Below are 13,823 nucleotides of genomic sequence, written 5' to 3'. Positions count from 1 at the left end.
AGGATGCGATGAGTAAGCGTTTAGAAGTAAAGATAACTACCGAAGAAGCAAAAAGACAAGACGAAATTATATCAAAACTTTCGCAACATATTAAAGATAAAGGTTTAACATTTTTTATTGGAACATTTGGTTGCCAAATGAATGCTCTTGATTCTGAAAAAATCGAAGGGGTTCTTACCAAATTAGGATATACTAAAGCAGCCAGCGAAAAGACTGCCGATTTTTTAATATACAATACGTGTTGCGTTCGCGAAAATGCCGAGCTAAAAATCTTTGGCAAATTGGGTGCGCTAAAGCATCGCAAAAAGAAGCARCCCAACTTTATGGTGGCACTTTGCGGATGCATGATGCAGCAAGATGTGGTCCTTAAAACATTAAAGCAAAAGTATAAATTTGTTGATATTATTTTTGGTACGTACAACATATATAAGTTGCCAGAACTTTTACAAACTAGAATCGAAACTGGCGAGAACATAATTGATATTTGGGAAACACACCAAGAAATTGTCGAGGATTTGCCCAGCATCAGAAAGCACCAGTTTAAGTCTTGTGTCAACATTATGTATGGCTGCAACAACTTTTGCACATATTGTATAGTTCCKTATGTGCGCGGAAGAGAACGCAGCCGTGAGGTGGATGATATTTATGATCAAGTAAAAGCGTTGGTCGATGATGGCGTCAAAGAAATTATGCTATTGGGTCAAAACGTAAATTCTTACGGCAAAAATTTAGCAACGAAACCTACGTTCACAGATTTGCTCGAACGATTAGCTTCAATAGATGGRCTAAAACGTATTCGATTTATGACTTCGCATCCAAAAGATTTTAGTGAYCAACTTATAGACTCTATAGCAAAACATGATAACATTTGTAAAGGACTTCACTTGCCTATACAATCTGGTAGTACACGCATTTTACAACAAATGAATCGTGGCTATACTCGAGAAGAATACCTAGATTTGGTTGCCAAAATAAAGAAGGCGATTCCATCTGCCACATTGACGACTGATATTATCGTTGGATTTCCGGGTGAATCCGATTCCGACTTTGCAGATACTTTAGACGTCGTTACACAAATTCAATATTTAAGCGCTTTTACCTTTATATATTCGAAGCGTACCGGCACTCCTGCAGCAACAATGGAAAATCAAGTCGATGAAGATGTTATAAAAGCTAGATTTAACCAATTAGTTGCTGCTGTAAACACAATCGCTGCAGATTTTATGGCTGCACAAATAGGTAACACATACGAAATATTATTAGAAGATTCCAGCAAAAATGATGCCACAATGTTAAGCGGTAGAACCGATACCGGAATTTTAGTACATGTCAAAGCTCCGCTAAACTTCATCGGAGAGTTTGTAACCGTTCAAATTACTAATTCCAAAACACATTATTTGGTTGGAGAAATAAAAGTAAGTGAGGATTTATAGATGACCCCGATGTTAAAACAATACTTTGAAATCAAAAAAAAATACAGCGACTGCTTATTATTTTTTAGATTAGGTGATTTTTATGAAATGTTTTTCGATGATGCAGTTTTTGCTAGCCAAGAACTCGAACTTACGTTAACCAAGCGGAATGGCGAAGACTCTCCCCCAATGTGTGGGGTGCCTCATCATAACGTTGATTCGTATATTCTTAAATTAACAAACAAAGGATACAAGGTTGCCATATGCGAACAGATAGAAAATTCTAGCGAATCCAAAGGCATCGTTATGCGAGATGTGGTGCGAGTGATTACTCCTGGAACTAGCTTGGAAAGCGCCAATGATAACTATATCGCTTGCGTCGTAAAATTAAAAAATTCTTATGCGCTTAGCTTTTGCAATGTTACAGCATGTGAGTGGAAAGCCATACAAATAGAAAAAAATTCCAAGCAAGTCATTGATGCAATTTCCAAGCATATGCCTGTGGAATGTCTTATCAATACTGAAGTTATGGGTTCTGATATCGAAAAATTTTTGATACAAGAATGCAATGCATTGGTTCAATCTTTGCCTGAAATAACTAATTTAAAAGAAGAGCTCAATAATCATTTTGAAAATTCTGTGTTGCAGCGAATAAATACTGATGTACTAGTTTTATGCGTGGGATCGCTTTTGCATTATTTAACTAGTGTTGCCAAAAATTCATTAATTCACTTAACAGATTTACAACTTTATACTATCGCCGAAAATATGTATCTCGGAACCGAAGTCATCAAAAATCTCGAGCTTATAGAAACATTGCATGATAAAAGTAAAAAAGGTTCGCTATTAAGCATTTTAGATAAAGCCGTTACTCCTATGGGCAAGCGCGAAATTAAAAATTGGATTTTAACACCATTATTGGATAAATCTCAAATCCTACTTCGCCAAGATGCGGTTGCTGAGTTAGTTCAAAATATTTTTTTGGCAAGTGATTTACGAGAATATTTAAAGTCAATTTATGATCTAGAAAAGATTGTTGCTAAAATAGGATACAAAACTTGTAATGCAAAAGATTTGATCGTGCTTAAAGACTCTATTTTATATTTAGCTGCGATCCAAGATCTAATTGCYACTACTACTAGTRCTGAGCTATCTACAATAAGCCGCAATTTAGATATTTTGGAAGATATTTACACTTTGATCAACAGTGCTATCAATGAAGATGCRCCTCTTTCGATTAAAGATGGTGGAATTATTAAAAAAACTTATAGCTCCGAGGTATTTAAACTGAAGGATATCAAAGACAAAGGCGCGTCTTGGCTAGTAGAGATAGAAGCTCGTGAACGCGAAAGTACCGGAATTAAAAACCTGAAAATTAAGTATAATAAAGTTTTTGGATATTTTTTAGAGGTCACCAACTCCAATAAAAATTTAGTTCCCGAACATTATACAAGAAAACAGACGTTGGTAAATTGCGAACGTTATATTACAGAAGAATTAAAAGACATAGAAGAGCAAATTTTAAATGCAGATTCTTTGATCTGCCAACTTGAATATGATATTTTTATGGAAGTAGTACAAAAAATTGAAACAAATATAAAACGTATATTAGAGACTTCTAAGAATATTGCTAAGCTCGATGCATATATATCGTTMAGCGCTGTTGCTATTTCCAAYAACTATGTACGCCCCACTATTACAACCAATGGCGAAATTAATATTGCTGCAGGAAGACATCCAGTTGCGGAGACCATTATTGGAACACAATCGTTTATTTCCAATGACACTTGCTTAGGGCAAGAAGATACTCAAATTGCTTTGATTACAGGCCCTAATATGGGTGGAAAATCTACCTACATGAAGCAAGTTGGTTTAATCGTGATTTTGGCGCAAATCGGATCTTTCGTCCCTGCAACATCGGCAGAAATATCTGTTGTAGATAAAATATTTACTCGTGTAGGTGCTTCCGATGATCTTATTTCTGGCAAAAGTACGTTTATGGTCGAGATGAGCGAAGTCTCTAACATCTTGATCAATGCCACTTCAAACAGCTTATTAATCCTTGATGAGATTGGCAGAGGAACTAGCACTCTTGATGGCTTGAGCATTGCACAAGCAGTTATAGAATATATTGCCATTAATAAGGTGGGGGCAAAAACTCTGTTTTCTACTCATTATCATGAATTGCCRCAGTTGGTCAATCAATATGCAAACATAAAAAACTATTGCGTAACTGTACAACAAAACAAAAATTCATTAATATTTTTACACAAAATTGCAGAAGGTGTTGCTGGAAAAAGCTTTGGACTAGAAGTTGCTAAGCTAGCCGGATTACCGGTTGATGTATTACACCGAGCTGGTCAAATTTTATCAAAATTAGATGCAGAAAAACTTAATGCTACTAACTCTGAAGTTTTACCCGCATTTTCACAATCATATGATATCGAATCTCATGATTATGACGATCTAGTAAACACTATTAATGAGATCAATATAATGGATTTAACTCCTGCAAAGGCAATCGAAACTATTCAGCAACTCAAAAATTTAGTAAATAGCTAAAAGGAGACTCGATCAATTATGATTAAATTATTAGATCCCTTAACCATTAATCAGATTGCTGCTGGAGAGGTAGTAGAGCGCCCCGCATCTGTTGTAAAAGAATTGGTAGAAAATAGCATAGATGCTGGTGCCACTGTTATTACAGTAGAAATTAGTAAAGGCGGCGTTGAGTTAATTAAGATTATAGATAATGGATCTGGATTTCAATTAGAYGAAATAGAAATTGCATTTCTCAAACATTCAACAAGTAAAATAAGCACTACAAGCGATTTAGAACATGTGTTAACAATGGGGTTTCGAGGCGAAGCTCTATCTAGTATCAGCTCGATTGCTAAAGTGGAACTTACTAGCAAAAATAAAGACAGYGCAACAGGAAGGCGAGTGACTGTATCTGGCGGCACGATAACCAACACTATGGATGTCGCAGCGTCTCAAGGTACCACGTTTGTAATCCAAGATTTATTTTTCAATGTTCCCGCTCGAAAAGCTTTTTTGAAATCCGCTGGTGTTGAAGCCGGACGCATCACTGATATTATATATAAATTGGCTCTCTCGCATCCAAACATTGCATTCAAGTATATTAAGGATTCAAAACCGATATTTCAAACTCGAGGTAATAATAATTTAAAGGAAGTAATTTTCAACATTTTTGGCAAAGAAATTTCTGACGGAACTATACCTATTCAATATGCAACCAAAGACTTTAAACTAGAAGGTCGAATTGGAAAATTAACCCTCAGCAAATCTAATCGAAGTTGGGAATTATTTTTTATCAATGGRAGATATATAACCAATAAAATTTTTAATGAAGCAGTTGAGGAAGCATATAAAACTCTCACTATGGCGAAAAAATTTCCGGTTGCTATTCTTCGCGTTACTATGCCAGCATCTCATCTCGATGTCAATGTGCATCCTGCCAAGCTAGAAGTACGATTTAAAGATAGTGATGCGATCAAAACCGCCATCATCAATGCTATAAAACAAACTTTAAGCGAAATAAATTTAATGCCTACTTTTGCAGAAGCACTACCTAAGTCTGCACATAAAAAACCTGCGCTTAATATTGATCAAGCAAAACTCGTCACTCCTGCTATTACGGTCGATGCATTAAGCAATGAATTAAAATTTAACAATCTATTTAGAAAAAAACCGACATTGATAGTACCTGAGGCGGCCCATGTAAACGCTACTCATGGTGCGAACAATGTAACCGCTACTCATGGGGCAGCTCATTCAAACGCTACTCATGGGGCAGCTCATTCAAACGCTACTCATGGGGCAGCTCATTCAAACGCTACTCATGGGGCAGCTCATTCAACCGCTACTTCTGATGCGGCTCATGTAAACGCTACTCATGGGGCAGCTCATGTAAACGCTACTTCTGATGCGGCTCATGCAAMCRCTACTTCTGATGCGGCYCATGTAAMCGCTAYTTCTGATGCGGCYCATGTAAMCGCTACTCATGGGGCAGCTCRTTCAAAYGCTACTCATGGGGCAGCTCATTCAAACGCTACTCATGGGGCAGCTCATTCAAACGCTACTCATGGGGCAGCTCATGTAAACGCTACTCATGGGGCAGCTCATTCAAACGCTACTCATGGGGCGACTCATGTAAACGCTACTCATGGGGCAGCTCATGTAAACGCTAATGCCAGATCAGTAGATTATACCGCGCTAGTAAAAAATACGTTTGAATATGTAGCTGACTCCGCAGATGCTGCATACACGGTAACTGCTGCTCCAAAAAATACTGTAGCTATTCCACAAGAAGGTCTCGATTATTTTTTGTTAGGACAAATTTTCGAAACTTACTGGATGATTAAATATATGGATAAAGTGTTAATTATGGATCAGCATGCTGCCCATGAACGAGTTATCTATGAGAAGCTTTTGGCAGAATTTCACTCCAATACGGTTGATTCGCAACAATTACTATGTCCTATGATTTTTAGGCCTACTGCTAATACGCTACCTCTCATAGCTGCACACTTTGCACTTTTGGAAAAAGCAGGCTTCGAAATTGAAATGCTCAATGAAATAACTATGATTATTCGAGGCGTTCCATTTCTATTTAATCAACCTATGGCTCAATCTCAAGTAAAATCATTTTTAGAAGATTTCGGCAATAATAAAGGTATATCTTTGCCAGAAGAGAAAATAATAAGAATGGCTTGCAAAGCTGCGATAAAGGGTAATCATAAAATTTCAAAAGCAGAATGTAAAAATCTGGTAGAGTCTTTATTGGTACTTGAGAACCCTTTTAGCTGCCCTCATGGCAGGCCAACTTTAATTAGTTTAGAAAAATCAGATATCGAAAAATTATTTAGACGAATCGTCTAGTGTTTAGTAGACACAATAGGAGGCAATATGAAAAAAATGGCAGTCCATAGCGGCACCTTTCACGCAGATGACGTGTTTGCGGTAGCTTTGATGTATGGAATTTATGACGACTTAGAGGTAGTTAGAACTCGCGACGAAGCCGAACTTAGCACTTGTGATATCATCGCTGATGTTGGAGGAGGTCAATATGATCACCATTATGTAAACAAAAAATTGCGTGCTGACGGCATTCCATACTGTGCGTTTGGTCTTCTGTGGCAAGATTTTGGAATCGATTATATAAAAAATAATTTTGAACCTCTACCTCAAGAACAATACGAAGAAATTAAAGACCGAATAGCTATCGATTTTATTACTGTAATTGATGCGAATGACAATGGGCTAGATATTGTTCGCTCTGATTATAAAATTATGACTGTATCTGGAATTATCGATGTATTTATGCCTTTTGACGCAACCCAGGCCGCTGCAACTAAAGGATTTTTTGAGGCTGTTGAACTTGCTAAAAAAATCTTATATCATGTGGTAGCAAAAGAAGTTAGATACTTTGGTGATTTCAATTATGTCAAAGAGCAGCTAGCAATTCAGAATCCTAAAGAAAGCCACATTTTAGTATTAGAAAAACGCGTGAGCTTTAAAAAACCGTTAATTAAACTAGATGTTGACATGGACGTATTGTTTGTTGTCTATAAAGATTTGTCCGATAAATGGATGGTTCAAAATATTCAGTTAACAGAAGATAGCTTTGACGCACGCAAAAATTTGCCAGACAGCTGGGCCGGACTAAACGAAGAAGCCTTAGACAAAGTTACCGGAATAGATGGATGCGTATTTTGTCATCCTGCTAAATTTTTATGTGGCAACAAAACCAAAGAAGGCGCCCTTGCTATGGCTCGATTGGCTGTTGAAGCGTAATTCAAAAAAAGACTGTTTCCCAGATTATAGGATTCAGTCTCTTTTAGAGTTTAATACTTTTCAATATCTACTTCTATCACATCGGGCGTTTTACATCCCAAGAACATTTTTGCCATATCTTGCATCTGTTCTTTGTGATCACTTACATAAAAATGATACGACGGTATTGCTACGGCTTGGATATTTTCTTGTAGCAGGTGGAGCCCCATCTGGTATGCCGTCTCATTGGCAGGATTTATCAGTTTGATATGTTTTCCCACCACGGCTTGAATGTCCTCAGATAATATAGGATAGTGCGTGCATCCCAATATTAATGTATCTATATCTTCTTCTAACAACTCATTCAGATAAGTTGCTATCACCATTTTTGCAACCTCTGTGTTTGTCCAGCCATCTTCTACTAGCGGAACAAATAGCGGGCAAGCTTTCGAAAAAATTTGGTATTCTGGATGAATTTCTCTTAGTCGCTCCGCGTATCGACCACTTTTGACGGTGCCTTCTGTTCCTATCACACCAATTCGACCATTTTTGGTTGCTCGGCTTGCCATTATAACGCCTGGCCCTACAACCCCTTCTATCATCAATTCAGGAAATAACTCCCGCAATTCGATAGCGCAATTTGAGTTTACTGTATTGCAGGCGATGATGATTGCTTTTACATCCTTACTCAATAAAAATCTGATTATTTGTGCTGAAAATTTTGTAACCGTTGATTTCGATTTATTTCCATATGGCACACGTGCTGTATCGCCAAAGTATACTATCGATTCGTTTGTTAATTGCTTCATAACTTCTTTTACAACTGTCAGCCCTCCAAGGCCAGAGTCAAAAATTCCGATTGGTCTGTTATCCATATTTGTCACCGCTTATAAAGATGCTAAATTTATTAATTCTGTAATCAGGTTTTTGATTGAGATCCCAAAATCTTCAAACAGCATCGGGTACATACTAATTTTGGTAAATCCTGGCATTGTATTGATTTCATTAAATATCATATCGCCTGTTTCCGTTACAAAAAAATCAACTCGCGATAGCCCTTTTGCATCGACTGCTTTATAAATCTTCTTTGCTGCTTCTCTCAAGTTTTCTTTAATCTCGTCTGGTAATTCCGCACAGATCACGGTTTTGGATTCTGCGTTATTATATTTGGCATCAAAATCATAAAACTCTGCAGCTGCCAAAATTTCACCTACTCCTGAGATTTGTAATTCTTCGTTTCCTAGTACGGCAACTTCAACTTCTCGGCCTATTATCGTTTCCTCGACCAAGATTTTTGCGTCTTCTTTTGCCGCTACTCTTAGAGCATGTTCTAATTCACGCTTGTTGTGCACCTTATTGATCCCGACAGACGATCCAGCATTTGCTGGCTTTACAAAGTATGGATACCCAAACGTTTCCTCTATTTTGGATACTACTTGATTCATATGTTTTAATTCCGAACTTTTCACTAGTACATACTTTGCTTGTCTTATTCCTGTCTTTTCAACTGCTATTTTGGTAAATGATTTGTCCATCGATATCGCAGAACTCAAAACTCCGCACCCCACAAATGGCAGCTGCGCTAATGTACACAAGCCTTGGATCGTTCCGTCTTCACCATATTTTCCATGCATAATCGGGAATACTTTATTAATTTTGATGTTTACTATGTCTTGCGCATCTCTCAATAGAAGTAATCCATGATGAGTAACATCTGGACTCAAAATACAAGGTACACCTTTTTCTTGCCAATTATTTTCCGTAAAATTAAARTTTGCACCTCTATATAATAACCATTTCCCTTCTTTTGTGATTCCAACAGGATAAATATCAAAAAGCTCATGATCAATATTTTCATAAATAGTTGTAACAGACTTTAACGATACTTCATGTTCTGAAGATTGCCCTCCAAAAATTAACAAGATATTTTGCTTCATAAAAAATGCCCCTTCCTCATATATTTTATAGCTCTTTATTTATGATAAGTCTTTTTAAAAAATGTTTCTTTTTCGTTCCAGTATTTTCCATAATGACACACAAACTCRTCTTCGCGCTCCTTCATAAATTCTGTATAGTCGGCGTCTAGTCCATTTTTACGCAAATTTTCTCGAATGCGTTCGGAGCCTAGTGGAGTYGCTAACGGTGCCACTTCTCTATAGTTATAATACTTTTCATCTAGCCCTTTTTGAACTGCCGGAACTGTATCGTGTCCTTCGAGATAAACCTCCCCTTTTGCCATCACCACAAAATCTATTATGTCTGTTAACAATTTGATTTGCAGCTTGAGATATTCTGGCTTATCTGTTAAATCTTCTCTCTCATTATCAATTTTAAATAGTTCGTATTGCCCACTAAATGGATAGTATGCTAATCGATATTCCTTACTAGAAACCAATTTCATTGAGTCGCAAAACTCTGTAAATATCACGCTTCGCTGCATCGCCGGCGTATTGTACATTTCTATCATAGATCGCGAAAATGCAAACGGCTTATCATCTCCTGCTACTTTGATAGCTGTTCCTCCAATATCTAGGTTGCTAACTAACATATCGCTTCGCACTCCCTTTGGCAACTCCGGTGAATTCGAAATAATCATCGGAATCTCTAACTGCGCCTTATATGGCATCGCACCCTTTCCAAACATGCTATAGTCGCCTAGCATACATCCATGGTCGGTCGAAAATATAATTATCGTATCTTCGTAGATGCCCAGCTCTTTCAATTTTGCGACGATCTTGGCTACCTGGATATCTATCAGCTGAACCTTATGCGCGTACGCTACTAATTGGCGTCTGTATGCTTCGATGCCTTTAACTTCGGGCGAATTTAATGTTGCCCCACGTCTATACAATGGCACATCACACTTAGGCAAAAACTTTGTGTCTGCTGGATCTGGAGGTTGTATTTGGGTAGTCAGCCCGTTATTTGCTGGTACGTCGTATGGCGGATGCGGCCCTTGAAATGAGATCCACGCAAAGACTGGCTTATCTTTTTCGTCTTCTATAAATTTTATCGCATTTTCTGCTATCCAAACATCATAGTATTCACTTATATCTGCTCCAAATTTTCCCGATCCATCATGATTATACAGATTCTTTGCTTCTGGATGGCGCTCAATTATATATTTATAGAAATCGTCTTCTGGTCCCAATCGATTCTCTTCCATTTGCAATGCAATGTCGAAACCCTTTGAATCTTTGCCCGGCGTATGGTGTAATTTTCCAAATGCCCCTGTTCTATATCCGTTTGCTTTCATTCTCTGTGGCAAATATTCAAGCCCCGGTCTAAATGGAACTTCGTTAGTCCACACACCATGATCAGATAGGTACGTTCCTGTCATCATTGATGCTCTTCCCGGCGCGCAAACTGGCGACACCGTTGTTGCATGCTCAAACAAAACTCCATCTGCTGCTAATTTATCTATATTTGGCGTCTTAATAAACTCACTTCCATAGCAAGATAGATAATCGGTACGCAATTGATCACATAAAATCACTACAACATTTTTTTTCATGATTTCTCTCTCCCACTTTTCAATCTTTAATATGTCTTCTTAAAAAATGAATCTCCTGGCCTCCAATACTTTCCGTAGTGAACAACAAATTCATCTTCTCGCGCTTTCATAAATTCAGTATAGTCAGCATCTAATCCATGGTCTCTCAGGCTTTGTCGACTTCGTTCTGACCATATTGGAGTTGCTAGTGGTGCAACCTCTCTATAATTATAATACTTCTCGTCAAGCCCCACCTGCACTGCTGGGACAGTATCATGACCCTCCAAATAGACCTCTCCTTTTGCCATCACCACAAAGTCAATTATATCTGATAGCAATTCGATCCGCAATTCTTGTAACTCCGGGTCTAGTGTCAAATCGGTCGTTTCATCGTCTATGGCAAACAGTTCATGCTCCTTGCTAAATGGATAGTATGCCAATCTATATTTTTTTGTCGAAACCAATTTCATCGAGTCGCAAAACTCTGTAAATATCACGCTTCGTTGTATTTCACAATTATTATACATCTCGACAATCGATCGCGAATATCCCAGCGGCTTTGGATCTTCTGCTGCTTTCAGCGCCGTTCCCGCAATGTCTAGGTTGCTCACAAGCATGTCGCTTCGTTTCCCCTGTGGCAATGCGTCGGCGTCCACCACTATCATCGGAATTTCTAACTGCGCTTTATATGGCATCGCGCCCTTCTCATACATATCGTAATCCCCCAACATACACCCGTGGTCAGTCGAAAATATAATTACGGTATCTTTATATATGCCCAACTCTTTCAGCTTCGCTATAATCTTTCCCACTTCATAGTCAATAATTTGAACTCCCTCTGCGTATCTCGCGCGACGCTCTCTATAGGCCTTCATCCCCAATATACTTGGTGTAGATATATTTGATGCTCTCCTATATTTGGGAACATTACAGCTTGGCTCGAAGTCTAACATGATAGGATCCGGAGGCGTTAGCGCTGTCGATATTCCATTCTCGGCTGGCGCATCATATGGCTGGTGCGGCCCCTGAAATGATACCCACGCAAATAACGGCTCATCTTTATGGTCTTCGATAAATTTTACGGCATTGTTGGCAATCCATTCTTCGTAATAGTCCTCTAGCCCAAAGGCAAATCGACCATCTTTTTGCGGGCTGATAGTATTTATTTCTGGGTGCCTTCTCTTCAAAAATTTGTAGAAATCATCGTCTGCTGCCAATCTTCCTTCTTCCATCTGACAAGCAACTGCAAAACCTTTGACGTCTTTGCTCGGCATGTGATGAAGCTTTCCGAACGCCCCAGTCACATATCCGTTTTGGTTCATCCGCTCCGGAATATACTCCAGCCCTGCCTTAAACGGAACGTCGTTGGTCCACACTCCCGTTCCCGAAACGTACTGCCCCGTCATCATACATGCACGCCCCGGTCCACACACTGGCGATACTGTTGTTGCACGCTCAAATAAAACTCCATCTGCCGCTAGTTGATCGATATTTGGAGTTTTTATAAAATCACTTCCGTAACACGATAAAAAATCTGTTCTCAATTGATCACACAAGATTACTACAACATTTTTCTTCACAAAAATTACACCTCTTCATCATAAAATAGGTAAATCCTGTGGAGATATTTTATCACCATTTCGAAATTATTCAAGGCAGTTTTTTATCAAAAGGAAGAAATTGGTGCTAGTAAAATTAAATAGAAAAATGTATAATTAATTTTGAATTTTACATATTTGTCAAATTTAGTCTTACAAAAAAAAGAATTTTTYCTTATCATAGTCATATTTTTTTTGACTCAAGGTATACTATATCTTGTAGTTTAATTTTTTTATCAAATAAGAGGAGATGAAAACGATGAGTAAGCGATTGATACAAAGTCTGGCTCTAACCACACTGTTAACCATGAGCACACTGCCCATACAAGCGACCGATATCGTAATACCAGAAATCGAGATATCCGAAATCGCGATACCAGATACCGACACTTCAGAGATTGCGGCTCCTGATACAGACACTCCAGAGACTGCGGCTCCAGATACCGACGCTCCAGAGACTGCGGCTCCAGATACCGATGCTCCAGAGACTGCRGCTCCRGATACCGATGCTCCAGAGACTGCAACTCCAGATACCGATGCTCCAGAAACTGCGGCTCCAGATACAGACACTCCAGATACCGCAATTCCGAATACCGATACTCCAGATACCGCGGTCCCAAGTACCGATACTCCTGATACCGCCATTCCTGCTACCGATACCCCGGACACTGCCATTCCAAATACCGATACCCCCGACACTGTAATTCCAAATACCGATACCCCCGACACCGCAATACCCGAATTAGACATTCCAGAAACTGTGGTTCCAGAATTCGAAATTTCTGGGGCTACAACTTCATCTGCTACTGATGGCGATGTAACTTCCGATGCGCCTGCAGTTTCCGATGGCGATGCGAACTCATCTGCTACTGATGACGATGTAACTTCCGATGCGCCTGCAGTTACCGATGGCGATGCGAACTCCGATTCATCTGCTACCGATGGCGATGTAACTTCCGATGCGCCTGCAGTTACCGATGACGATGCGAACTCCGATTCATCTGCTACTGATGGCGATGTAACTTCCGATGCGCCTGCAGTTACCGATGGCGATGCGAACTCATCTGCTAACGATGGCGATGTAACTTCCGATGCGCCTGCAGTTACCGATGGCGATGCGAACTCCGATTCATCTGCTACTGATGGCGATACAACCTCATCTGCTACCGACGACGATGCGAACTCATCTGCTACCGACGACGATGCGAACTCATCTGCTACCGACGACGATGCAAACTCATCTGCTACCGACGACGATGCAAACTCATCTGCTAACGATGACGATGCGAACTCATCTGCTACCGACAGCGATGCAAACTCATCTGCTACCGATGACGATGCGAACTCATCTGCTACCGACGGCGATGCGAACTCTGATTCATCTGCTAACGATGGCGATGTAACTTCCGATGCGCCTGCAGTTACCGATGGCGATGCGAACTCCGATTCATCTGCTACTGATGGCGATACAACCTCATCTGCTACCGACGACGATGCGAACTCATCTGCTACTGATGGCGATGC

The 13,823-nt window shown here is 39.3% G+C and carries 8 protein-coding genes and 1 pseudogene; 5 read left to right on the top strand and 4 right to left on the bottom strand.

The genetic code is table 11. From position 1 onward, the window contains the following. Window positions 1-8: 8 nt before the first annotated feature. The 4 genes from miaB to EPU_RS05950 are packed head-to-tail and all read left to right on the top strand — an operon-like array spanning window position 9 to window position 7,229. Complete coding sequence (gene miaB, locus EPU_RS05965) at window positions 9-1,433, top strand: tRNA (N6-isopentenyl adenosine(37)-C2)-methylthiotransferase MiaB (protein ID WP_029488115.1); 1,425 nt, start codon at window positions 9-11, stop codon at window positions 1,431-1,433. Continuing rightward, window positions 1,434-3,974 (top strand): DNA mismatch repair protein MutS, encoded by a 2,541-nt coding sequence (gene mutS / locus EPU_RS05960; RefSeq protein ID WP_029488114.1) that lies wholly within the window; start codon window positions 1,434-1,436, stop codon window positions 3,972-3,974. 18 nt (window positions 3,975-3,992) lie between these two features. Continuing rightward, window positions 3,993-6,314, top strand: coding sequence for a DNA mismatch repair endonuclease MutL (gene mutL, locus EPU_RS12690; RefSeq protein WP_029488113.1), 2,322 nt, complete (start codon window positions 3,993-3,995; stop codon window positions 6,312-6,314). Between the two features lie 27 nt (window positions 6,315-6,341). After that, window positions 6,342-7,229 carry an MYG1 family protein gene (locus EPU_RS05950; protein ID WP_010167609.1) on the top strand — a complete coding sequence of 296 codons (888 nt, stop codon included), beginning with the start codon at window positions 6,342-6,344 and terminating at the stop codon, window positions 7,227-7,229. 50 nt (window positions 7,230-7,279) lie between these two features. Here the strand turns inward: EPU_RS05950 and murI are convergent, their stop codons facing one another. From murI to EPU_RS05930, 4 genes are read right to left on the bottom strand one after another with little or no spacing between them, the layout of a single operon-like run. Further along, window positions 7,280-8,083 carry a glutamate racemase gene (gene murI, locus EPU_RS05945; RefSeq protein WP_010167607.1) on the bottom strand — a complete coding sequence of 268 codons (804 nt, stop codon included), beginning with the start codon at window positions 8,081-8,083 and terminating at the stop codon, window positions 7,280-7,282. Window positions 8,084-8,095: 12 nt separating this feature from the next. Further along, window positions 8,096-9,145 (bottom strand): D-alanine--D-alanine ligase family protein, encoded by a 1,050-nt coding sequence (locus tag EPU_RS05940; RefSeq protein WP_029488112.1) that lies wholly within the window; start codon window positions 9,143-9,145, stop codon window positions 8,096-8,098. Between the two features lie 35 nt (window positions 9,146-9,180). Beyond that, window positions 9,181-10,722 carry a sulfatase family protein gene (locus EPU_RS05935; RefSeq protein WP_029488111.1) on the bottom strand — a complete coding sequence of 514 codons (1,542 nt, stop codon included), beginning with the start codon at window positions 10,720-10,722 and terminating at the stop codon, window positions 9,181-9,183. Between the two features lie 26 nt (window positions 10,723-10,748). Further along, a complete protein-coding gene (locus EPU_RS05930) occupies window positions 10,749-12,281 on the bottom strand; it encodes a sulfatase family protein (protein WP_010167601.1) in 1,533 nt (510 codons plus the stop codon). A 277-nt stretch (window positions 12,282-12,558) separates the two neighbouring features. On the opposite strand from EPU_RS05930, the pseudogene EPU_RS12685 reads away from it, so the two are divergent. Beyond that, window positions 12,559-13,823 (top strand): annotated as a pseudogene (locus EPU_RS12685) (hypothetical protein); the annotation flags it as partial.

This window comes from Candidatus Epulonipiscium viviparus, from assembly GCF_000171335.1.
GTDB lineage: Bacteria > Bacillota > Clostridia > Lachnospirales > Cellulosilyticaceae > Epulonipiscioides > Epulonipiscioides viviparus.
Note: the sequence above shows the minus strand (reverse complement) of the source record. Positions and strands in the feature narration are given on the sequence as shown.

Excerpts from the sequence above, each read along its gene's own strand:
- murI (WP_010167607.1), bottom strand. The coding sequence starts at position 8,083 with ATGGATAACAGACCAATCGGAATTTTTGACTCTGGCCTTGGAGGGCTG.
- EPU_RS05950 (WP_010167609.1), top strand. The coding sequence starts at position 6,342 with ATGAAAAAAATGGCAGTCCATAGCGGCACCTTTCACGCAGATGACGTG.